Raw genomic sequence first — 24,300 nt, 5'->3', positions numbered from 1 at the left:
ATACAAATTAGATCATGGGAAAAGGATTTTTCAACGTCCCAGTTGCTGTAAACGAGCCTATTAAAACATATGCTCCAGGAACTGTAGAAAGAGACCAAGTGCTAGCAGCTTACAAAGAATTGTGGAATACAAATACGGAGGTGCCCTTGTACATCAATGGAAAAGAGATAAAAACTGGCGATACGGCACCTATAAGACCCCCACATGACCACCAACATATAGTAGGAAAATACCACCGAGGTGGAAAAAAAGAAGTTCAAGATGCTATTGCTTCCTCCTTAGAAGCACGTAAAAAGTGGTCTCAAATGCCCTGGGAACAAAGAGCTGGCATTTTCTTAAAAGCTGCAGAACTAGTTGCTGGTCCTTACAGAGCGCGTATTAACGCCGCAACCATGATCAATCAGTCTAAAACCATTTACCAAGCAGAAATTGACGCCGCTTGTGAGCTGGTAGATTTCTTGAGGTTCAATGTACAATACATGACAGAGATTTATGCAGAGCAACCTGAATCCACTTCTGGTGCATGGAATAGATTAGAATACAGACCTTTGGAAGGTTTTGTATACTGTATTTCTCCGTTTAACTTTACCGCTATTGCGGGTAATCTTCCTTCCAGCGCTGCCTTAATGGGTAATGTATGCATATGGAAGCCTAGTGACCATCAAATGTTGAGCGCACAAGTAATTGTAGAAGTATTTAGAGAAGCTGGGGTACCTGATGGCGTTATCAATATGGTAAATGCAGATCCTGTTATGATGACTAACGAGGTAATGACGCATGCAGATTTTGCTGGTGTTCACTTCACCGGTTCTACAGCGGTATTTAAAAGCCTATGGACTAAAATAGGTGAAAACATCAATACCTATAAGACGTACCCTAGAATAGTAGGTGAAACAGGTGGTAAAGACTTTATCGTTGCACATAAAAGTGCTGTCCCTGCACAAGTTGCTACAGCTATAGTGAGAGGTGCTTTTGAATTCCAAGGTCAGAAATGTAGTGCCGCTTCCCGTGCTTATGTCCCTAAGAGTATGTGGTCAGAAGTGGAAAAATACATTCGTAGAGATGTAGATAGTTTTAAAATAGGGTCTCCAGAAGACATGAGTAATTTTATTACCGCTGTGATTCATGAAGGTTCGTTTGATAAGCTAGCAACCTATATAGATGGAGCTAAAAAAGACTCTAACGCTGATGTGATCATAGGAGGAAACTACGACAAGTCTAAAGGATGGTTTGTGGACCCAACGGTTATTTTAACCACGGACCCTAAATATATAACCATGGAGACGGAGCTATTCGGCCCAGTAATTACTATCTACGTGTATGAAGATGATGAGTATGCAGAGATGTTGAAACTAGTTGATGAAACCAGTGAATACGCTCTTACTGGCGCTATACTAGGACAAGACCGCTACGCTGTTACACAAGCCACTCAAGCCCTTGAGAATTGTGCAGGTAACTTCTATATTAATGATAAATGTACAGGAGCAGTAGTTGGACAACAACCATTTGGCGGAGCTCGTTCTTCTGGAACAAATGATAAAGCAGGTTCTAAATTGAACTTACTCAGATGGGTTTCTGCGCGCATGATTAAAGAAACATTTGTAACACCTACCGATTACAGATATCCTTTCATGGGAGAATAAACATTCTTGAGACTTTAACAAAAAAGCCACATCAATTGATGTGGCTTTTTTTATTATAGACGTCAGGCTTTTTCCTTAATTAACTCAAGCTTTAAATTGAAAACATTATAAAAAATGATGTGATCAAAACTCTTAAGGACTACTATAGATGACAAACATAAATTAGAAACGGAGGCTAAATTAAAATGCCCGTTCCTTTCAACTAATTAAAAAGAATAAAAAAAACCATAAAAAAAGCGCTCTTAAAAGAGCGCTTTTCGTTTAAAAATTAAATGTTTATGACTATTGATTAATCAAAATCTTGATTAACACCTACTGCAGCCTTTTGAACATTCACTACTTTTCCTGAATCATCAACAACAAATGCTACAACATCCATGTCTGCTGTATTAGTTCCAGAAGGAACGCTTGCAGACAAAGTAACTGAATATTCAGAACCTCCTATTTGCTCAGCGGCTGGTATTACATTACCAAAAACGTCAGTAAATGCTGCTCTTAAGATATCATTGTGTTCAAAATCTGAAATGGTACTTGCTCCACCCCAGTTATTTGTATAATTAGTTTGAGGAAGAATTTTACCGTTTTCTACTAACACGGCTACTAGCTTCATGCCTGTTGTATCAAAATCAAAACCTACTTTGATAGTAGCTGAAACTGAAGAACCGCTTAATGAAGAATTGATTGCAAGACCTACAGATTTAGTTGTATTCAACAATGCCATAGGCTGGGTAATGTCCATAGAACTTCCTGAAACTGCTGACCAGTCAGCGTCTCTATTAAGTATTCCAGTAGGAAAACCACTTACACCAAATCGAGATCTCATTTGTGCTTCTAATGGGAAAGCCATTGAATCTCCGTTATGTACCGCTACAGCAATTACGTTTTCACCGTTTGTCGAGTTGTGAACATCTATAATCCCTTGAGAAATACGAGGACACCATCCACACCAAGCGCCTGTATAATCTTCTATTAATGCTTTGGTTGTAAAACTAGGTTCAATAACAACAACGTCCAGGGAGTTTGTATTGTCCGTTCCAACGACTGCTGTTATATTTTTTGTTCCTAGACCAGTCATCGTAGAAGTATTACCTGAAATAGGTGTCCCGTCCACAGAGATGACAGCACTAGAAGTTACATCACTATTCCCGTCATTAACAGTAAAAGTCACCGATGTAAAGTTATATACTCTGGTTTTACTTGCTGTTAACACAAGGCCGTTTGCACCATCATTTCCTCCACCCTCGTCGGTAGATTCAGTTGTACAAGAAGTTATTCCTATAGCTAAGAATAATGTAAAGATTTTTAAAAAGTTTGCTGTTTTCATGAATAAATTTTTTTAACAATTAATTATGGATCGTCAAATATAGACTTCTTGTGAAATTATCATAACTATTTCGTGATTATTTGTAAAAATGACGGATTTCAGTGGTTTGGTATGATTAGTCCTTTGAAATAATTATAATTGCATTCCTAAACAATTTTATTCTATTATGAAAAAATTAATATTTCTAGCCGCTATTTTATGTTTCGCTTTCGCGAAAGCGCAAACAGAACTACCACAGTTATCCCTAAAAAACATCAAAGGGAAAAAAATCAATATTCAAGACCTATCTAAAGATAAACCAGTTGTTTTATCATTCTGGGCAACCTGGTGCACTCCTTGTATGCGCGAATTAGACGCAATCAAAGAACATTATGCTGACAAGCAGGAACAGTTTGGTTTTGAAGTGGTCGCAATAGCTACCGATGATGCTAGAACTAAGCAACGAGTGAAGACAGAATCTATGGGTAGAAACTGGCCCTATGAAATTTTATTAGATACAAAAAATGAAATCATAAGATCTCTAGGTAATCCTCAAATTCCTTTAACCTTAATCGTTAAGAATAATAAAATCGTTTACCGTCACTCTAGTTTTACTCCTGGAGCAGAATTAGAATTATTTGAAGAGTTCAAAAAACACCTCAACTAAACCACTCCAGAAACTAACCTTACTTTTATGAAAAAAATACTGATCACCGCAATAGCGGTTTGCAGCCTTAGTATAACTGCAGCACAAGATGGAAGTTTCTCTGGCGGATTTGAATCTAATACACAATGGTATCAAGATGATAACGGACTAGATGAAGATGGCGATGGGATAGGAACCCTAGCACCACAAGATCAATTAAGATCCAATAACTATTTTAAATTAAATTATTCCAACGGTAAATTTACTGCAGGTGCACAATATGAAATGTACCAACCATCTCCTCTTTTAGGATATTTTCCAGAATATGCAGATAATGGTATAGCAACCTATTTTGCTAACTTTAGACATAAAGGACTAGATATTACGGCAGGTAACTTTTACGATCAATTCGGTAGTGGATTGATTTACAGATCATGGGAAGACCACACCTTAGGTGTAGATAACTCCATAAGAGGAATACGTGTCAACTATCAATTTACTGATTATCTAGAAGCAACAGGTTTTGCTGGTAATCAGCGAGCAGCTTTTGAACTTTCTGAAGGAACTATTCAAGGTTTCAATACAGAACTCGATTTAGGTACTGTACTTGATTTGGAAACTTCAATCAATGTAGGAGCAAGTTATGTAGGTCGCTATCAGCAGTCCACCAGTCCAGATCCTAACTTTCCTGCAACCGTAAATGCATATAGTGTTAGATCTGATGTGTATATGAACGCATTGAACTTTGGGTTAGAATATATATATAAAGATCCTGATGCATTTATTTTAGGAGGAAGTGCCTTAAACGGTAATTACAGTGATGGTAGAGCCTTTTTATTTACTGCTGGTTATGCGGTTCCTGGATTAGGGATCAATGCTGTTTTTAGGTCCTTAGAAAATATGGGCTTCTATTCTGATCGTGAAGCGCAGGGAAATGCCTTTCAACAACAGACCATCAATTTTATACCTGGTTATACTAAACAAAGCAGTTATGCTGTAAACAATATATATGTATACGCCCCACAGGCGCTTTTATCACCAGCTGAAGGAAAAGCTGGAGAAATAGGTGGACAAATAGATGTGGTTTATACCGCTAAAAAAGGAAGTCTTCTAGGCGGTAAAAAAGGAACAACCTTCTCCTTTAATTATGCAAACTGGGGTGGCTTAGATGCTACTTTTGATGTTCCTAACAATACTTATGAAGCCTCTCTTTTTTCCAGAGGCGACCGTTATTTTGAAGAATACAGCTTGCAAGTTTATAAAAAATTAACTGATGATTTCTCAGCAAAAGTAACAGGCACACAAACTTACTATGATGGGAGAGTCATTGAAGGTGGAACATTTGTTTTGAATGGAACAGCTATAGTTGCTGATTTCCTTTATGAATTAGACAAAGGTCAAAGCCTGCGCCTGGACTTGCAACACTTGAGTGCCGATGCTGATCGTGGCAATTGGGCCGCAGCAACTTTAGAATATGCTTTCAACTCTTCATTATCTATATATGCCACTGACTTGTATAATTATGACATCACTGAAATCCATTATTATTCTGCTGGTGGAAGTTACACAAAAGGACGCAGTAGGATAGCCGTCAACTATGGACGCCAACGTGGTGGACTTATTTGTGTAGGTGGAGTTTGTAGATTTGTGCCAGAGAATACTGGTTTTACTTTAAATTTAAGCACTAATTTCTAGTATACAACTTTAAATCAAAAACAAAAAGGAGCTTCTATCGAAGCTCCTTTTTTTATTTTATTGGAAGATGCACTACTTTCTTTGTTTCAAAAAACGGGTCTTCAAAAACTTCTTCTAACTCGTATATACGAGCTTTAGGAAAGGGTTTTAATTCTTCGGTAAGATCACCTCCTTTTAAATAAAGAATTCCGTTTTTCACGTTATGAAAACTGTCTTTTCTGACTTTATTCTTCACCCAGGTTACAAAATCAGGCATGTTAGTAACTGCTCTGGAGACTATAAAATCAAAACGACCTTTCACTGTTTCTGCTCTTCCGTGCTCTGTAGTGACATTCTCTAATCCCAAAGCCTCCACAACAGCATCGACTACTTTGATTTTTTTACCTATTGCATCGATAAGGTGGAAACTTGTTTTAGGAAACATGATGGCAAGAGGAATTCCAGGAAAGCCCCCACCTGTTCCTACATCCAGCACTCTGGTTCCACCTGGTTTATTAGGCAAGCTTTCGCGAAAGCGAACTATAGAAACAATCCCAAGAGAGTGTAACACATGTCGTGTATATAATTGATCGATGTCTTTTCTAGAAATCACATTGATCTGAGCGTTCCATTCTTTATATAAATCTCCTAGTTTAGAAAACTGCTCTAACTGATGATCTGTAATATGCGGAAAGTATTCTTTTATAATTTGATGCACTATTTATAATTTGTGCAAAAATAAAATATTAATTGTCGTCATAAGCGATTGTTAATTCAAGTGTTGTGATATTTTTGTATTATAATTAAAACTATTATGAACTCTCAACTATCTGATCGCATTAACAATTTACCTGTAAGTGAAACACTAGCAATGGCAGCAAAGGCTCGCGAATTAAAAGAACAAGGTAAAGACATCATAGGTTTAAGCCTAGGCGAGCCTGATTTTAATACTCCAGATTTTGTCAAAGATGCCGCTATCAGAGCCATCAACGAGAATTACAATAGCTATTCTCCTGTAGACGGCTATACCGAGCTCAAAGATGCGATCATACTCAAGTTTAAAAGGGATAACCACCTTACTTACGACCGCAGTCAGATAGTCGTATCTACTGGAGCAAAGCAATCTATTGCAAATGTCGCTATGGTGTTGCTCAATAAAGGAGATGAGTGTATTCTTCCTGCTCCATACTGGGTAAGTTATGCTGCCATAGTGGAACTTGCCGAAGGTACTCCTGTAGAAGTAAGAGCTGGAGTAGAACAAAACTTTAAAATTACCGCAGCGCAATTGAGAGCCGCAATTACTCCTAAAACTAAAATGATGTTGTTTTCTTCTCCTAACAACCCAAGTGGTAGTTTGTATACGGAAGAAGAACTTCAATCATTTGCAGATGTACTTGTTGATTATCCTAATATCATCATAGTAAGTGATGAAATCTATGAACATATTAACTACACTGGAAAGCATGCAAGCATAGCGGCTATTCCAAGCATGTACGATCGTACCGTCACCATTAACGGTGTAAGTAAAGCCTTTGCAATGACTGGATGGAGAGTAGGTTATATAGGCGCTCCAACATGGATTGCAAGAGCTTGTAATAAGATGCAAGGTCAGATTACCAGTGGAACCAATTGTATAGCACAACGCGCTGTAATCACCGCACTAGAAGCACCGGTTTCAAAAATTAAGTACATGATCGATGCATTTGCAGAACGTCGTGACTTGATTTTAAACCTGCTTTCTGAGCTTGAAGGTTTTACGACAGACGTTCCTGATGGTGCTTTTTATGTGTTTCCAGATATTTCAGCATGGCTTGGAAAAACAGTTAAAGGACATCAGATTAAAACCTCAACAGACTTCTCTTTAATGCTACTTGAAGAGGCAAATGTAGCTACCGTTTCTGGAGATGCTTTCGGTGCTCCTAATTGTATTCGTATTTCTTACGCGGCTAGTTCAGAGCAAATAACAGAAGCTATTAGAAGGATTAAAGAGGTGCTTTCTTAATGATGAGTTGACCTGATAAGAATATTTCAAACAGGCTATAACCGTTCTAGCCTTCCCTCTATGTAGGAAGCTTAAAAGATTGAAAATATTAGACAGTCCATAAACTCAAAGCGCAAGCATGGGTTTATGGACTGTCTATTTTACCGCTGTAGCGATTTGGATTGTGAATTGGTAATTGGTAATTGGTAATTGAAAGCTACCTATTCCTCCAGAAAAAAGGCGTCAACAGTATCAACACAGTAAACAACTCCAGTCTACCTATCAACATTAAGAAACAACACCACCATTTTCCTAACTTCGGTAATCCAGAAAAATTATCTACAGGAGATAGATCTCCAAAAGCTGGTCCCACGTTCCCGAGACTACTCAAAGCTCCACCTATGGCTGTTTCAAAATCTAGACCTAGCGCTGCTAGTACAGTTGCTCCTACAATAAAAGAAAGCATGTAAAGAATAAAGAAACCCAGTACATTGAAAACAATACCACTTTGTAAAGCTCTACCATTATATCGTATGGGTAAAATAGCATTTGGATGCAGTGTTCTTTTAAATTCCATAATACCGTTACGTATTAAAATGATGTGACGCATCACTTTAATTCCTCCAGCAGTAGAACCTGCGCTACCACCTAAAAAGAACAAGCCAAAAAACATGATGGTCAAAAAAGGCGTCCACATGGTATAGTCTGCAGAAACAAATCCAGTTGTTGTGATGACCGCTAGCACTTGAAAAGTACTATGCCTAAAAGCACTTTCTACTTCACCTAAAACCATAGGATGAGCAATGGAGGAGGTCAGTGGATCTGCTTGAAAATAAATCAAAACACCTCCTAAAATAGAAAAACCCAATACAAAAACGCTGTACCATTTGAACTCCGTATCATTTAAAATTTTACTAAACCTTCCCTTAATAGCAAAGTAGCTTAAAACAAAGTTGGCTCCAGCAATAAACATAAACACAATAATGATCCATTGTATAGCAGGGTTGTCATTCCAGAAGGCTATACTGGCATTTTTTGTTGAAAAACCACCAGTAGAAAGCGTGCTTAACGCGTGATTCACCGCGTCAAACCAACCCATTCCAGCAATCCTAAGCAGCAAGGTTTCTACCGCAGTAAAACCTACATAGATCAACCAGAGTCTTTTTGCAGTATCTGTGATGCGGGGATGCAATTTATCTGCACTAGGCCCAGGAGCTTCTGCAGCAAAGAGTTGCATACCTCCAATTCCTAATAATGGTAGAATGGCGACAGCGAGAACAATAATACCCATACCCCCTATCCAGTGCGTAAGACTGCGCCAGAATAGAATTCCTTTGGGCATGACCTCTATATCGTTAATGATACTTGCACCAGTAGTTGTAAAACCACTCATGGTTTCAAAAAAGGCATCGGTATAATTAGTGATCGCACCTGTAAACATATAGGGCATAGTACCGGCAAAAGCCATGATCAACCAGCCTAAAGTTACAATGAGATAACCATCTTTTTTATTGAGTACTTTTATATGATTACGGGTCAGGAACATGACTAATCCTCCTGCAGCGACAGCCACACCCGCAGCTGCAAGAATATCTAGACCTTCACTCTCTGCATAAATAGCGCTGACTAATGCAGAAAACAACATGAACCCGCCATTAAAGACTAAAAGCAGTCCCATGATAAAAACAATGATCTTATAATTAAGTTTTGTCATTATAAGAATAGTTTTTCCACCTTTGAAATGGAGCGTGGCAAACAACAGACTACTACTCTATCTCCAGCCTCGATAACAAAACTTCCCAAAACTATATTACCTATTCCTTCTCTTATCACACCACCTATGATAGCGCTTCTAGGCACGCCGGCATTTGCTATGGTTTTACCACACACAGCACTTTCTGGTTGCACAATAAACTCTAGCAGCTCTGCATTCATGTTGTTGAGTTTTGTCATCGCGACTACTTCCCCTTTGCGTACATATCTAAAGATATTATTTGCTGCAAGTAATTTTTTGTTGATCAGCGTGTCAATTCCTATACTATGAGACAACTGGAAATAATCCATGTTCTCCACAAGAGATATGGTTTTCTTGACACTTTTACTTTTTGCCATCAAACAGGAGATAATATTGGTCTCACTATTTCCTGTAACCGCTATAAAAGCGTCCATTTCATGAATGTTTTCTTCTTGAAGCAATTCCACATTGCGACCATCGCCGTTGAGAACCAGTACTTCTGGTAATGCATCAGCAAGGTCAAAAGCTTTTTTTGCATCCCTTTCGATCAACTTTACGTTGACACCGGCTTTGGACAGTTGCATTGCGCTTTGTTTACCTATGTTACTACCACCTAGTATCATGACATTACGCATAGCGTGTTTTGTTTTACCAGTAAGTTTATAAAGCTCCTCCACTCCACCAGTTGTGGTTATAAAATACACTTGGTCTCCTTCTTTAAACTGTGTATCTCCTCTAGGAATCAATGTATATTGAGTGCCAAAACGCTGTATAGCGATAGGCATAAAATGAATTTCAGGAAAAATCTCTCCAGCCTGTTGTACTGTTTTACCGACAAACTGTGCCGTGCGCTGAAGGTTGACTCCTACCATTGTAAGTGCCCCTTCCTCAAACTCATAACTGTCATTAAAAGCACTCTGATTGAGAAGTAGTTCTATTTCCTTACTTGCCAAAGCTTCAGGAGAGATCAACTCATCAATCCCAAAACCAGCAAAACCTATAGAATCTTGATGTTCCAGAAATTCTGTATTGGTTATACGTGCGATGGTTCGTTTTGCGCCCAGTTGTTTTGCAAGTACACAAATGGTAATATTTGTAGTCTCGCTACTGGTCACAGCTATAACTAGATCTGCTTGATCTATTCGTGCATCTTGAAGAATTTTTATCGAGGTAGAATCACCACGCATTACTCGTATATCTAAATGAGTATCAGCGTAATGTAAACTTTCTTGAACAGGATCAATAAGTGTAATGTCTTGTGACTCGTAGGACAGCAATTTTGCTAGGTGAAAACCTACCTCACCAGCTCCTGCAATAATGATTTTCATAGAATCGTATCTGTAGTAGATCAAAGATACTAGAATGTGACCTAAAATGTAAAAAAAGCGCTGCTTTTAACGGTAAAATGGATGATTATCTCGCTTTCGCCCTGAGCTATCCCAGAATAAACTTCCATTCTAGAAATAGAATAGAAAGCAGCATAGCAATAACCTCAACACTCTGCATTATCTTTGCCCGTCTAAATTAAAGATTGTGTCAGAAGAAGTTAAGCCTTACAAAGAAGAAGATTCTGGAAAAAAAGAACAAGTTACTAAGATGTTTGACACCATCAGTAGTGAATACGATGGTCTCAACCGAATGATCTCCCTTGGTCTCGACCAAAAATGGCGTGATAACGTAGTGAAAATAGTTGCTGCACAACATCCTGAAGTCATCATGGACATCGCTACTGGAACTGGCGACCTGGTTATTAAAATGGCACAGCAAACTGACGCAAAAAAACTAATAGGTCTCGATATTTCTAGCGGTATGCTGGAGGTAGGAAAAGTGAAAGTAAAAGAAGAGCATCTAGATGACCGTATTGAAATGGTATTGGGAGATTCTGAAAATTTACAATTTGAAGATGCTTCTATAGACGCCATAACCGTTTCTTATGGAGTGCGTAATTTTGAAGATCTTGAAAAAGGATTGGCTGAAATTTTAAGAGTTTTAAAACCCGGAGGAATTTTAGTGATTTTAGAAACCAGTGTACCGACAAAGTTTCCTTTCAAACAAGGATATTATTTTTATTCTGGTGTGATCGTACCTACACTAGGGAGGTTGTTTTCAAAGGATAAAATCGCCTATCGTTACCTATCTAATAGTGCCTCTAAATTTCCTTATGGAGAGAAGTTCAACAATATTTTAAAGAAAGTAGGGTTTAAAGAAGTACAAAACGAATTACAATTTCATGGTGCATCCACCATTTATAAAGCAGTAAAAGCATAATATGAGACACCTTATGGTCATCATAGTTGTAGCAATAGGTTTTCAAACCGCAAGTGCTCAATTATTTTCAAAAGAAAAAATTAAAAATTTAGAGAACTTTGATCAGAAGACCATGTCTTGGGGTTATTATTTAGGTTTCAATTCTTATGATTACAAGTTTGATTATAATGAAATCACCGAAGATATCATTACAGAGTCCAGTGCTGGTTTTAATGTAGGTCTTATAGGCGATTTACGTCTTAACGATTACTTCAATTTAAGGCTAGAGCCAGGAATAGTTTTTGCCACTAGAAACTTAACTTTTCCAGATCCTTCTCTTACCACAGTTGCTCAAATGGAACGTGAAGTGACTTCTACTTACATTCATGTTCCTCTGTTAGTGAAATTCTCCACAAAGAGATCTAACAACTGGAAACCTTTTATTGTAGCTGGGGCTTCTTGGTCTAATAACTTGAGCAGTAATCAAGATAATCCAGACGACAATAGCACAGGGCAATTCAGACAAACTTCCAGTGTTTTTAATTACGAATTAGGAATAGGTATAGATCTTTACTTGTTTTACTTCAAGTTTTCTCCTTCTATAAGAGGTGTATTTGCTATGGGAGACGAACTCGTGCGTGACATAGACTCCAGCAGTCCATGGACTGGTAACATTACAAGTATGCAGTCCCGAGGTCTTTTTATCAACTTCACATTTCAGTAACATCTATTTAATGCAAATATCCTGTTCTTACTTTGGAGCATTTTGAGATACGTGCGCTAAGACTGTTGTTGTTTCGCTTTCGCGAAAGCGGTAATGGACAATAGAATTTATGCCTCGTTTAAGTCATGGCACTCTCTAATATGATCTATATAGATGAAGAGCGCAACCATTCTCCCAAGATTACAGATGTTGCCATAGCCACATTAAGACTTTCTGTGTTTTGTAGCTTTCCATATGGAGGTATACTTATGGGAGTCCCTATCGCTAATAACTCTTCACTTATTCCATGAGATTCATTTCCCATGATAATGATCCCTTGTTCAGGCAATTTTTCCTTATAAATACTTGTTCCTCCCATAGCAGTAGGAAAAATAGGAAGCAAGGAATTACTGAGGTACTCTTTAAGATGAGTATAGTGAACTTGAACTCTTGCTAGCGATGCCATACTGGCCTGGACAGATTTTGAATTATAAACATCAACTGTTTCATTACTACAAACGATATGTTCTATACCGAACCAGTCTGCCAGTCTTATAATAGTTCCTAAATTACCAGGGTCTTTTACATCATCCAGTGCTATTATTTTACCTGTCTTAGGAAGCTCTTGCTTTTGATTCATCTTAAAAACAGCCAGGTAACCAGGTGCCGTTTTAAGGTTGGAAAGAATATTCATATCCTTTGCACTTATTATTTCAGATTCTAGATCATCTAATTGATGATTCCCAGAAACAATAAGAATATCTTCTGCAATAAGCCCAGAATTAAGGAGTTCTCTAATAGATTTGTATCCTTCTACGATAAAAAGCTGGTGCTCTTCCCTTATTTTTTTCCTATTAAGAGATTTGATAAGCTTTAACTTGCTTTTGGTAATCATTTATAATCGTATTTTTGAATATCGTACTATGGAAAAAACAGGACTTCATGCAAAAATAGGCTTAATTATATTGCTTATTACCTTATTAGTTTCCTGTAACGCTATCAAACGCGTTCCTGAAGCAAAAAAACTACTTACAAAAAGCACCATTCTAATTGATAGTGCCGCACCTAAAGACCCGAGAGTAAATACCCTTCCTATATCACAGCCTAATCAAAAAGTGCTGGGTATACCAATTGGCCTCCATATTTACAACCTTGCAAGACCTCATCGCGACTCTATTTATTTAAAATGGATGCAAGACCATCCCAAAGGTTTAAAAAGACGTAATGCCTTACTGTCTGAAAAGCAAACTATGGGATTAGGACAAAGTTTTGTCGATTTTAATAATTGGTTAAAAAGAACCGGAGAAGCCCCTGCACTAATTGATGAAGTGGCCATTGAAAAGTCTAAAGAAAGACTAAAAGCATGGTACTGGAATCAAGGATGGTTCAACACAGTGGTCGATCACAAAGTCATTGACGGTAAAAACAAAAAAAGAGCCCGCATAGAATATTATGTTACCAAGAACCAAGCCTATAAAATAGATAGTATTACCACTCAAATAGCTACTCCAGTTATCGATTCTTTATATCAAATCGTTGAATTAGAAAGTATTATAAAAAAAGGAGAGCAATATTTCACCCCAGACATCAATGCAGAAAGAGACCGACTTAACTCTTACTTTCGTGACCACGGTGCTTTTCACATGGAAAAGGAAAACATAAGATTTGAAGGAGATACCGTCAATACCAAGCAAAAAGCAAACATCACTTTAATTATAAAAAACCGTGAAGTACAAAATGGTGACTCTACTATTAGCGTTCCCTATAGGGTACATAAGATTAGTGAAGTAAATATCATTCCTGACTATCAAAATGCCACAAGCGATAAGGTGGCAGACACCTCAGGATATGAAGATTACAATATCCTGCGCTTTGGAAAACGCAAATACAGAAAATCTACACTTACTGATGCTATCTTTTTTCATAAAGGAGATATTTATAGAGATATAGATCGTGACAGGACTTACAAAAGAATTACCGAGCTTCAGAGCTTCTTATATCCTACTATCAGGTACGATGCAGATCCTCGAGATTCTACTGGCACAGATCTTATTGCAAATGTATTGTTGACTTCTAAAAAGAAACTTGAATTCACCTATGGAGTTGAGGCTACACATAGCAACATACAAGCGATAGGAGTAGGTCTCAATACTTCCTTGTTGATAAGAAATCTTTTTAGAGGCAGCGAGCTGCTGGACATCTCTTTTAGAGGTAATATAGGCGCTAGTACTAATGCAGCAAATGGAGATTCTAGATTTTTTGACCTACAAGAATTAGGTGCAGATGCACGTTTGAGTTTCCCACGTCTCTTCCTGCCATTTAGTCTCGATAGCCTCATTCCTAAATACATGTCTCCATCGACAAATTTTTCACTTGGTTTTTTTAGCCAGACAAATATAGGACTCGATAAACAAAGTCTTAATGGAGCACTTACTTACAATTGGCGACAAACGGCTATAAAAAGCACACGACTAGACTTAGTCAACGCTCAATATGTCCGTAATCTAGACCCAGGTAATTTCTTTAATGTCTATCAAAGTAGTTATGGCAGCATTAATGATCTCGCAAACAATCTGAACATTAACGATCCTACATATGTGAACGATAGCGGCAACTTAACTATTCCAGAAGGTACTACAGCATTTATAAACGATGCGATAGCAGGGAGTTTAGGTGCAGACGAAGATCAAAGAGAAATCATAAGAAATGTAAGAGAACGCCGGGATCGATTATCGCAAAACAACCTGATTATATCCTCTAGTTACAGCTGGACACGCAACAATAGAGTAGGTATTTATGACGATGATTTTTCTAAATTCAATCTGAGAATAGAAGCTGCTGGAAATGTGCTTTCAGGGATATCAAGCCTTGCCGGCATTGATAAAAATGACAATAACAGAAGACGTGTTTTTGGGGTAGAATACAGCCAATACGTAAAAACAGAAATAGACTATATCAAACACTGGCGATATGTCAATAATCACGTGCTTGCCATAAGGGCCTTTGGTGGTATCGCGATTCCATATAGCAACTCAGATAACATTCCATTTATAAGATCTTTTTTTGCCGGCGGACCTAATGATAACAGAGCCTGGCAAGCCTATGAATTAGGACCTGGAAAGACTGGCGGCCTTAACGACTTTAACATAGCAAACATGAAACTGGCCTTTAATGTAGAGTACAGATTCCCTATTGCAGGAGCTTTTAAAGGTGCTGTTTTTGCAGATGTAGGCAATATTTATAACGTACTTGATAGTGAAGAAGACCCAGATGCTATTTTTAATAACCTGACTGATCTAGAATACCTAGCCTTAGGAACAGGGGCTGGCTTGCGTTATGATTTTGGCTTTTTCGTTTTAAGATTTGATATGGGCTTTAAAACTTACAACCCCGCTCTAGAAGAAAATAGAAGGTGGCTCAAAGAATTTAAAATTTCTAGATCGGTACTTAACGTCGGTATTAACTATCCTTTCTAGCAAGATTAAAATAGACGTTTATTTTTGCTTATTTTTGCTACTCAATACATCATAAACATGAGTCATAAAATTAAACCAGGAGTTGCCACTGGCGATCAAGTTCAAGAAATATTCAATCACGCAAAAGCAAACGGCTATGCACTACCTGCAGTAAACGTCGTAGGTTCTAATACCGTGAACGCTGTTATGGAAACTGCTGCAGAGTTAAACTCTCCAGTAATTATCCAATACTCCAATGGAGGATCTGTTTTCAATGCTGGAAAAGGATTGAACAATGATCATCAAAGAGCTGCCATTTTAGGAGGTATCGCCGGTGCAGAGCATGTACACAGACTTGCTGAGGCATATGGTGCAAGCGTAATATTACATACCGATCACTGTGCAAAAAAATTATTGCCATGGATTGACGGCTTATTAGATGCTAGTGAAGCACGCTTTCGCGAAACCGGGAAAAGTTTATACTCTTCCCACATGATCGACCTCAGTGAGGAACCATTAGAAGAAAATATAGAAATTTGTAAACGATACCTAGAAAGAATGTCTAAAATGGACATGACTCTAGAAATAGAGTTAGGTATAACAGGTGGTGAAGAAGATGGTGTAGATAATAGCGACGTAGATGAATCTAAGCTATACACTCAACCAGAAGAAGTAGCCTATGCCTATGAAGAGCTTAAAAAGGTGAGTGATAAATTCACTATTGCAGCTGCATTCGGTAACGTTCACGGTGTTTATAAGCCAGGTAATGTAAAACTAACTCCTAAAATTCTTAAAAACTCTCAAGAATACATCTCTAAAAAATACAACGTAGAGCATAATCACATCGATTTTGTATTCCACGGTGGTTCTGGTTCTACACTAGAAGAAATAAGAGAAGCTATAGGTTACGGAGTTATAAAAATGAACATCGATACAGACTTGCAATGGGCATTTGCAGATGGTATTAAGAAGTATATGGACAGTAACGATGACTTTCTACGTTCCCAAATAGGAAATTCGTCTGGTGCAGACGCTCCTAATAAGAAATATTACGACCCTCGTAAATGGTTGCGTGAAGGAGAAGAGTCTTTTAAAGCTCGATTAAAGCAAGCTTTTGAAGATCTAAATAACATCAATACGTTATAAATAAACCCTATCATTTCAATCCTTGCGGATTTTAATGTTTTTTATTGAAGAAGATATGGCTTGGTTTAAAAGAGACAAAAAAGGAATAACTACACCTACAGAGGCAAAAAAAGACACTCCTAAGGGATTGTGGTACAAATCGCCCACTGGAAAGATAGTAGATACAGATCAACTTAAAAATAATTTTTATGTGAGCCCAGAAGATGGATACCACGTAAGAATAGGAAGTAATGAGTACTTTGAAATATTGTTTGACGACAACAAATACAAAGAACTCAATCCTAATATTGTTTCTAAAGATCCATTAAATTTTGAAGACACTAAGAAGTACACAGACCGTATAGAAGCAGCTCAAAAGAAAACAGGACTTAAGGATGCCGTGCGCACAGCAGTAGGTAAATCTGAAGGTAATGATCTTGTAGTGGCATGTATGGACTTTGCATTTATTGGTGGCTCTATGGGTAGTGTTGTAGGAGAGAAAATTGCTCGGGCAGCAGACTATTCCCTGAAGAACAACATTCCATTTATGATCATTTCTAAGTCTGGCGGTGCTCGTATGATGGAAGCGGCATTATCATTAATGCAACTAGCAAAAACAAGTGCAAAACTTGCTCAATTGAGCGAAGCAGGAATACCTTATATATCTTTATGTACAGACCCTACTACAGGTGGGACTACAGCCTCATTTGCTATGCTAGGAGATATCAATGTAGGAGAACCTGGGGCTTTAATTGCCTTTGCAGGACCTCGTGTAGTTAGAGATACCACAGGAAAAGAACTTCCAGAAGGATTCCAAACGGCAGAGTTCCTTCTCGAAAAAGGCTTCTTAGATTTTATATGTCCTAGAAATCAACTTAAAAAGAAAGTAAATCTATACCTCAACCTTATTCTTAACAGAAAAGCAAAGGTAGCTTAAGCTTAAAAAAATAGTTTCAAATCGTCTTATGGAAGTCAGTTGATCTCCATAAGACGATTTTTTTTGTGCTTTAAATAAGGGCAATCACTAATGAAGCAACAGCTTGTCTACATCGTAAATTGATTATTTATCAAGTACTTCCCAATAACTGGAGCATCTTACTTTTAAGACAATCCAAGAATGGAAGTCTACCTCTACTTACTCTTTTTAACCAGAGCAACCACTTTAGAGTTGTCCTTATAGGCTTTGGCGGAACCCTTAAAGAAGAAAGAAAAGATTACTTTGAACCTCAAAAGCTTTTTAGCATTATTGACAGAATGCCCATGATAAAAGCAGGGTTAAGACGTAAAAAATAATCTTTTCTTAAGATCATTTCTGCCCTGGATAAGTACCTTTGAATGCTATGGAAAATGAAAAACCAGTTGATGTCATCATTATAGGTGCTGGACCTATAGGTATTAATTGCGCTCTAGAAGCAAAGAAAAATAACCTATCCTACCTGATTATTGAAAAGGGACCTCTAGTGAACTCGCTTTACAACTACCCCTCTAACATGCAATTTTTCTCTACCAGTGAGAAATTAGAACTGAATGGTATTCCGTTTATATCTAAAGACGCAAAACCCAGCAAACAAGAAGCTTTAGAATACTACAGGCGTATAGCAAGTTCCAATGACTTACATATAAAGCTTTTTGAAAAAGTAATTGCCGTAGATAAAATTAAAAACTTTAAAGTCACTACTGATAGAGGTCATTACAAAGCAAAGAACATTATAGTCGCTACAGGTTTCTATGACATTCCTAATAAAATGGAGGTTACAGGGGAAGAACTTTCTAAAGTGACTCATTATTACAACGACCCACATTTATATGCGTTTCAGAAAGTAGCTGTTGTTGGCGCTAGTAATAGTGCGGTGGACGCCGCATTAGAAATTTACCGCAAAGGCGGTGCGGTTTCTATGATCATACGTGATGAAGGTATAGGAGATCGTGTCAAGTATTGGGTAAAGCCAGATATTGAAAATCGTATTAAAGAAGGATCCATAAAGGCTTACTATAACAGTGAGATTAAAGAAATATCAGAAGACAAAATAGTCATCAAGCAAGCAGGTAAAGATATTTCTATACCTAATGACTTTGTGGTAGCCTTAACTGGTTACCTACCTAATTTTACATTTTTAAAAGCAATGGGAATAGAGCTCGTGGGCGAAAAACAGATTCCGTCCTACAATGAAAACTCTATGGAAACCAACGTAAAAGGGATATTTCTAGCCGGGGTTATTTGTGGTGGTGAAGAAACCCATAAATGGTTTATAGAAAATAGTCGTGTGCATGCCCCTCAAATAATTAATACCATTGCTGGCAGACAAAAGAAAACCACATTCTAAATGAATTAATGATAAAGTTCTTTGTTGGTTCTTATACTTTCAGAAAGTACTATTTTCAGTTTTTCTTCATTTATATCACTCCACTTCTTGTTGTAAATACAAGATTTCCCCAATTTCACTTTACCTAAATCGGCCTTTTTATTGTCCAGTTCTGAGTTGTAAGCTGTCGTATAGATCCTAATGTTTTTAGACCTAGTCGCAAAATCTATAATAAAGAAATCCCCTTCTCTTACTGTGTCGTATTTAGAATGTTAGGTCCCTACTCCTATTGTATTCACCCAAAGCTTGGCTTTCTCTCCTACCACGCTTTCCATCAAATGAAGAAGTTGAAAAAAATCCTCTCTTTTTTAAAAAGGTTCAACAGCATTCAAATAGTTTTCTACAGATTCCTTACCAGGTTGAGTTTTGTTTACCATTTCTCTTTACTTAGATCCATACCTATTCTTAGGAGCCTCGCCATTAGCTTAAAACAATGTTTACGTCTCGCTTTCGCGAAAGCGGAACACTTATTCTATTTATTCTTATTCAACAACTCCATCAAGTCCACATCATTTCCTAACAATACTTCTGTAGGATTGATACGACCAGATTCTGGACCGTTCTCCAGCTTCAATACTCCTCTCGGGCATACCGCACTACAAATACCACATCCTACACAGCTGGACCTAACGATGTTTTCTCCCTTTTGAGCATAAGCTCTTACATCTATTCCTTGCTCACAATAAGTAGAACAATTACCACAAGAAATACACTGACCACCGTTAGTGGTAATCCTAAATCGAGATTTAAAACGCTGCACAAATCCTAAATAAGCCGCCAGCGGGCAACCAAAACGGCACCACACACGATTACCAAAAATAGGATAGAATCCAGTACCTATCACTCCGGCAAAAATAGCCCCTATTAAAAAGCTGTAGACATTCATAATACTTTGCACATCAATGCCAAGAACTACGCTAGCCTCGGTAAAAAAGCCATACAGAGTAAAACCAGTCATTACTAAGGCAAAGACGAGTACGCCATGAATCAACCAGCGTTCTACTTTCCAAGAGAAAAGCGATTTACTGGAATGCTGACGGTAAGGATCCCCCAAAGTTTCGGCCAGTCCACCACAACCACAAACCCATGAGCAATACCATCTTTTTCCAAAGAAATAAACCATTACTGGAACAATCACCACGGTCAATAGAATTCCCCATACGAGAATAAACAAACCTAATCCACCGCTAGAAACCAACTCTTTCAAGTTCCAGCTAAAAAAGAAATCATAATCTAATGGGAATGCATTCTTAAAGTCATAACCTTTTGAATACGATAATTGTAGACGCACCATGATTTCAGGAATCAAAAAAGCAAAGACAATTTGAAAGAACAATACGGAGGTTGTTCGCAAGACTTGGTATTTATTATGACGGTATTTGACATACATCCTAACAGCCATAACTGTCATTACTGTACAATACATAAAACCATATACAAACCAGTGCCCTGCAGGATTACCGTTCAAACTTTTACTTATAGGGTCTACTAAATACGTCCAGTTTACGGCATATTCTGATTGAAAATAGAGCACTAAGTAAAAACTAACTAAAAAGACAAATACGAGCCACGCGATCCAGCCTCTATTTGTAGAGCTTTGGTGATAAATACCATTGTTTTTAATTCCTTTTCTACCTAAAGTAACTACTTGTGGTATGATAAACATCAGAGCACCTAAAATCCCAAGTCCAAAGGTGAGGAACCACATTAAACCTTTGTTTTCTGTAATAAAGCCGTAACCAGATTCCTTTTTTATGGAGGTTGCTAGATCATCATCACTGGCATACACTTTTTTATCCCATTCCTTATTCTTGGTATGAATGGTATTTGCATTTTCAGTAGCTTTTGCTACTATAGAGGATAAAGGTGTGATACCAGAAAAATCTTTGTCGACTATTTTGGCTTGTAGGTCTTGTATAAAAACCTCACTTTTTATCCCTTGGTTGTCCATCAGCTCGTCAAAGCCTTTTTGATCGAGTTTAAAGTTGCCTAAAAAAGGAAGGCTGATAAAGATTCCAAAACCCACTAAAAAAATGGCTATGCCTATATGTTGTATTGCTTTCATAAAGCGTAATTGTCAGGATTGGTTTAAGCAAAAATGCGTTTCCAGCTTTTCTTTACTGGCTTGATTTGTTTTTCTCTTTGTTGATTGTAGTGCTTTACAATAGCACTCTCATGCTGTTTATAAAATTCTGGATCAAAGTTAGCATCCTTTAGATACATGATGACCTCATCTACCTTACGACCTTCACTGAGCCAGCGATCAAAAATCTCGTGACGCATTCGGATTCCAAAAGTATTGATACCTAAAAACACATCGGTATCTTTATGATACGCTATGGTCACGCAAATCATCTCTTTAGGATGCCTCCAGTGAAATTGCTCTTCAAAATCTGGCTGTCGCGCTCCACTTACCCATCCATAAGTCTGGTATTCTACGTCCATGAATTTGGCACTATTGAACCAGTGACCAGGATTGTATTCCATGGGGTTGCCACAAATAGTTTGAGCGATAGCCTCTCCCATCATACGCCCTGTATACCATACAGCTTCTATAGGTCTTCTCCTGCCTATTGCTTCTCGCTGTTCAGCGCAATCACCTATCGCATAAATATCTTTTACACTAGTTTCTAGAAGTCTATTTACTAGAACCCCACGACCTAATTCTATATCGGAGTCTTTTAAAAAACTCACATTAGGAGATACTCCAGCAGTAAGCCCTACCACATCGCAGGCTATAATTTCTCCTGTTTCTTTTATTTTAATTGCTTTGCACTTTCCATTACCATTATCGATGATTTCTTCCAGGTTAGTCCCTAAGCGCAAATCAATGCCATTTGCTATAATTTCTTCATTGACCAGCGCACTTTCTCCAGCTGGTAATACCCCATTCCAAAAGCTATCTTCTCTTACCAAAAAAGTAACTGGAATGTGACGGGAATGCAGCATCTCTGCCATTTCAATTCCTATAAGACCGCCACCTACGATAACAGCACGTTTACACACCTTATTATCAGGTGCATTTTTTTCTAGTTTTTCCAGGTCTTGTTTGTGGTATAAGCCTTGAACCCCATCGAGATCTTGACCTTTCCATCCAAATTTATTAGGAACACTACCCGTAGCTATAATCAACTTGTCAAAACTCATGCTTTCTCCTGTCGTGAATAGAATGGTTTTATCAGCACCAGAGACCTTTTCTACCCAAGCAGTTTTTAATTCTATTCGGTTTTTTTTCCAAAACCAATTTTCGTAAGCTTGAGTGTGTTCAAATTTCATATGCCCCATATAGACATACATAAGCGCCGTACGAGAGAAAAAGTAATCGCTCTCACCAGAAATAATAGTGATGCGATGATCAGAACTTTTCCTAATGTGACGTGCGGCGGTAACTCCAGCGATACCATTTCCTATAATGACTATGTGGTCCATGAGTAGGTGAGTTATTAGATAACAAATCAACTGAATTATTAGAGATATAAACAGGTAGAAACTTCCCTTGAGGTGACTCTTTGTTCCCTAAATATAATTTTCAGCTCTTTGAAAAGTGTAAGTTATACATTTATGAGTAATCGAGATCACATTTTTATAAGGATAAGATTTATTTAAATTCCTTTTTCAAGAAAGAAAAAGAAAATGGTGACACACTTGGTAGGATGCGAAAGTGGTGCCAATAAAAAAAAACAGCCTATCATCTATCACAAGCTTGCAAGAATAATGGATTCCAAATAGTATACTAAGAAATAGAATTAAAATCGTTCAAATTTGATTAATTTTATGAAGCGGCATTAAAACAGCATACTATTTAATTATTGATAAGCTTTAGCCTCTTACTTAAATTCTGATTCCTAAATTTTAATGAAAAAAATACTTTACCTACTTTTAGCAGTAAGCATAATTTCCTGTAACTCTCCAAACGAGAAGGGTGCACAGACTCAAATAGACAGTAAGATTAAAACTCTTTCTAAAATCAACGGTATCTCATTTGTTGCTACACGAGATTCTATTGACCATACTGCAATTACTCCGGTAAAAAACTACAATGCTAACTATGCTGCTATAATTCCTTATGCATGGATGAAAAGTCTGGAACAACCTCAAGTTAATTATGAGGAGAATCGCGGTTGGTGGGGCGAGAAACCTCATGGGGTGGCATCAACTGCAAATCATATGAAAGATCAAGGCATTGAGGTGCTTTTAAAACCACAAATATGGATAGGCCGTGGTGACTATACGGGAAACATCAAACTGGAATCTGAAGAAGCTTGGAAGGTTTTAGAAGACAGCTATACCGATTACATTATGAGGTTTGTCCATATTGCAGCAAAAGAAAAAGTAGGCATGTTTTGTATAGGTACAGAGTTAGATTCCTTTGTAAAAGAGCGACCCGCTTACTGGCTGCAGCTTATCAAAAACATACGTAATGTATACTCAGGCAAACTGACCTATGCTGCCAACTGGGATAACTATAAGCACGTGACTTTTTGGAATGATCTGGACTATGTAGGAGTGGATGCTTATTTCCCATTAAGCGACGAGAAAACCCCAAATGCTGCCACTCTTCAACAAAATTGGAAAAAGTGGAAAGACGAAATGAAAGGAGTTTCTAAAAAATACGGTAAGAAAATACTCTTTTCAGAATACGGCTATATCAGTGCTGATTATGCTGGTAAAGAACCTTGGAAAAATGCAGGAGAAGATCGAGCAGTAAATGAAGAAGCGCAACAGGTGTTGCTTCAAGGTCTCTATGATAATGTTTGGCAGGAAGAATGGATGGCTGGTGGCTTTATCTGGAAACATCACGCCGAAAAAAGCAGACGTCGCGGCTATGAAAAGCTTTTTACCCCTCAAGGAAAAAAAGCACAAGTAACGGTTACTGAGGCGTATCGATTGAGTTTATGAGGTATGAGGTATGAGGTATGAGGTATGAGGTATGAGGTATGAGGTATGAGGTATGAGGTATGAGGTATGAGGTATGAGGTATGAGGTATGAGGTATGAGGTATGAGGTATGAGGTATGAGGTATGAGGTATGAGGTATGAGGTATGAGGTATGAGGTATGAGGTATGAGGTATGAGGTAAAATAAAAATTATAGTTCGCAAAACAAAGAAAAAACCGAATTCATTCGGTAAATAAAAAAACGCCAAAGGCGACAACATAAATTCTAAGCGGCGGACTTCAGTCTGCTGGCGAGAATGTAAATGAACAAAGAAAAAAACCGAATTCATTCGGTAAATAAAAGGAACGCCGAAGGCGACAACATAAATTCCAAGCGGCGGACTTCAGTCCGCTGGTGGAAATGAGAATGAACAAAGAAAAAAACCGAATTCATTCGGTAAATAAAAAAAACGCCAAAGGCGACAACATAAATTCCCAGCGGCGGACTTCAGTCCGATGGTGAGAATGAGAATGAACAAAGAAAAACCG

General features: G+C 37.8%; 19 protein-coding genes. 12 read left to right on the top strand and 7 right to left on the bottom strand.

The features are described 5' to 3' along the window. Window positions 1-14: 14 nt before the first annotated feature. Window positions 15-1,643, top strand: a complete 1,629-nt coding sequence (gene pruA, locus CW736_RS06445; protein WP_101013191.1) for an L-glutamate gamma-semialdehyde dehydrogenase — start codon at window positions 15-17, stop codon at window positions 1,641-1,643. Window positions 1,644-1,932: 289 nt separating this feature from the next. Here pruA and CW736_RS06440 read toward each other — a convergent pair whose 3' ends face one another. Further along, on the bottom strand, window positions 1,933-2,967 hold the full coding sequence (locus CW736_RS06440; RefSeq protein ID WP_101013190.1) for an Omp28-related outer membrane protein: 1,035 nt from the start codon (window positions 2,965-2,967) through the stop codon (window positions 1,933-1,935). Between the two features lie 166 nt (window positions 2,968-3,133). Between CW736_RS06440 and CW736_RS06435 the strand changes: the two genes are divergently transcribed. Together CW736_RS06435 and CW736_RS06430 are read left to right on the top strand one after the other, a co-directional pair. After that, the gene (locus tag CW736_RS06435; protein ID WP_101013189.1) at window positions 3,134-3,613 is read left to right on the top strand and encodes a TlpA family protein disulfide reductase; all 480 of its coding nucleotides are present in this window, start codon (window positions 3,134-3,136) and stop codon (window positions 3,611-3,613) included. Between the two features lie 27 nt (window positions 3,614-3,640). Next, window positions 3,641-5,287 carry a DUF6029 family protein gene (locus tag CW736_RS06430; protein WP_101013188.1) on the top strand — a complete coding sequence of 549 codons (1,647 nt, stop codon included), beginning with the start codon at window positions 3,641-3,643 and terminating at the stop codon, window positions 5,285-5,287. A gap of 52 nt (window positions 5,288-5,339) precedes the next feature. Here the strand turns inward: CW736_RS06430 and rsmG are convergent, their stop codons facing one another. Beyond that, window positions 5,340-5,984: a 16S rRNA (guanine(527)-N(7))-methyltransferase RsmG gene (gene rsmG / locus CW736_RS06425; protein WP_101013187.1), complete on the bottom strand. Its 645-nt coding sequence runs from the start codon at window positions 5,982-5,984 to the stop codon at window positions 5,340-5,342. A 96-nt stretch (window positions 5,985-6,080) separates the two neighbouring features. On the opposite strand from rsmG, the gene CW736_RS06420 reads away from it, so the two are divergent. Next, complete coding sequence (locus CW736_RS06420; RefSeq protein WP_101013186.1) at window positions 6,081-7,268, top strand: pyridoxal phosphate-dependent aminotransferase; 1,188 nt, start codon at window positions 6,081-6,083, stop codon at window positions 7,266-7,268. A gap of 196 nt (window positions 7,269-7,464) precedes the next feature. Here the strand turns inward: CW736_RS06420 and CW736_RS06415 are convergent, their stop codons facing one another. After that, window positions 7,465-8,961, bottom strand: coding sequence for a TrkH family potassium uptake protein (locus tag CW736_RS06415; RefSeq protein ID WP_101015054.1), 1,497 nt, complete (start codon window positions 8,959-8,961; stop codon window positions 7,465-7,467). Next, window positions 8,961-10,310 (bottom strand): Trk system potassium transporter TrkA, encoded by a 1,350-nt coding sequence (gene trkA / locus CW736_RS06410; RefSeq protein ID WP_101013185.1) that lies wholly within the window; start codon window positions 10,308-10,310, stop codon window positions 8,961-8,963. The genes CW736_RS06415 and trkA overlap by 1 nt, the downstream gene beginning before the upstream one ends. A gap of 205 nt (window positions 10,311-10,515) precedes the next feature. Here trkA and ubiE point away from each other — a divergent pair, with 205 nt between their 5' ends. After that, complete coding sequence (gene ubiE / locus CW736_RS06405; protein WP_101013184.1) at window positions 10,516-11,250, top strand: bifunctional demethylmenaquinone methyltransferase/2-methoxy-6-polyprenyl-1,4-benzoquinol methylase UbiE; 735 nt, start codon at window positions 10,516-10,518, stop codon at window positions 11,248-11,250. 1 nt (window position 11,251) lies between these two features. Next, window positions 11,252-11,953 (top strand): porin family protein, encoded by a 702-nt coding sequence (locus tag CW736_RS06400; RefSeq protein WP_101013183.1) that lies wholly within the window; start codon window positions 11,252-11,254, stop codon window positions 11,951-11,953. 145 nt (window positions 11,954-12,098) lie between these two features. Here the strand turns inward: CW736_RS06400 and CW736_RS06395 are convergent, their stop codons facing one another. Further along, window positions 12,099-12,827 (bottom strand): RNA methyltransferase, encoded by a 729-nt coding sequence (locus CW736_RS06395; protein WP_101013182.1) that lies wholly within the window; start codon window positions 12,825-12,827, stop codon window positions 12,099-12,101. 28 nt (window positions 12,828-12,855) lie between these two features. Between CW736_RS06395 and CW736_RS06390 the strand changes: the two genes are divergently transcribed. The 5 genes from CW736_RS06390 to CW736_RS06370 all read left to right on the top strand — a co-directional run bounded on the left by CW736_RS06390 (window position 12,856) and on the right by CW736_RS06370 (window position 18,836). Then, window positions 12,856-15,408 (top strand): BamA/TamA family outer membrane protein, encoded by a 2,553-nt coding sequence (locus tag CW736_RS06390; RefSeq protein WP_101013181.1) that lies wholly within the window; start codon window positions 12,856-12,858, stop codon window positions 15,406-15,408. A gap of 57 nt (window positions 15,409-15,465) precedes the next feature. Then, on the top strand, window positions 15,466-16,533 hold the full coding sequence (gene fbaA / locus CW736_RS06385) for a class II fructose-bisphosphate aldolase (RefSeq protein WP_101013180.1): 1,068 nt from the start codon (window positions 15,466-15,468) through the stop codon (window positions 16,531-16,533). Between the two features lie 55 nt (window positions 16,534-16,588). Continuing rightward, the gene (gene accD / locus CW736_RS06380; protein WP_101015053.1) at window positions 16,589-17,449 is read left to right on the top strand and encodes an acetyl-CoA carboxylase, carboxyltransferase subunit beta; all 861 of its coding nucleotides are present in this window, start codon (window positions 16,589-16,591) and stop codon (window positions 17,447-17,449) included. A gap of 119 nt (window positions 17,450-17,568) precedes the next feature. Next, window positions 17,569-17,805 (top strand): DUF4174 domain-containing protein, encoded by a 237-nt coding sequence (locus CW736_RS14360; protein ID WP_157810898.1) that lies wholly within the window; start codon window positions 17,569-17,571, stop codon window positions 17,803-17,805. 47 nt (window positions 17,806-17,852) lie between these two features. After that, entirely contained in the window at window positions 17,853-18,836 is a 984-nt protein-coding gene (locus tag CW736_RS06370) for a YpdA family putative bacillithiol disulfide reductase (protein ID WP_101013178.1), read from the top strand. A gap of 511 nt (window positions 18,837-19,347) precedes the next feature. Here the strand turns inward: CW736_RS06370 and CW736_RS06360 are convergent. Both CW736_RS06360 and CW736_RS06355 read right to left on the bottom strand, forming a co-directional pair. Beyond that, window positions 19,348-20,940, bottom strand: a complete 1,593-nt coding sequence (locus CW736_RS06360; RefSeq protein WP_101013177.1) for a 4Fe-4S binding protein — start codon at window positions 20,938-20,940, stop codon at window positions 19,348-19,350. 23 nt (window positions 20,941-20,963) lie between these two features. Beyond that, on the bottom strand, window positions 20,964-22,304 hold the full coding sequence (locus CW736_RS06355) for an NAD(P)/FAD-dependent oxidoreductase (RefSeq protein WP_101013176.1): 1,341 nt from the start codon (window positions 22,302-22,304) through the stop codon (window positions 20,964-20,966). A gap of 426 nt (window positions 22,305-22,730) precedes the next feature. Here CW736_RS06355 and CW736_RS06350 point away from each other — a divergent pair, with 426 nt between their 5' ends. Next, entirely contained in the window at window positions 22,731-23,774 is a 1,044-nt protein-coding gene (locus tag CW736_RS06350) for a glycoside hydrolase family 113 (RefSeq protein ID WP_101013175.1), read from the top strand. The last annotated feature ends 526 nt before the right edge of the window (window positions 23,775-24,300 follow it).

Source organism: Nonlabens sp. MB-3u-79, assembly GCF_002831625.1.
GTDB lineage: Bacteria > Bacteroidota > Bacteroidia > Flavobacteriales > Flavobacteriaceae > Nonlabens.
The sequence above is the reverse complement of the archived record's forward strand: the minus strand, read 5'-3'. Positions and strand labels throughout refer to the sequence as shown.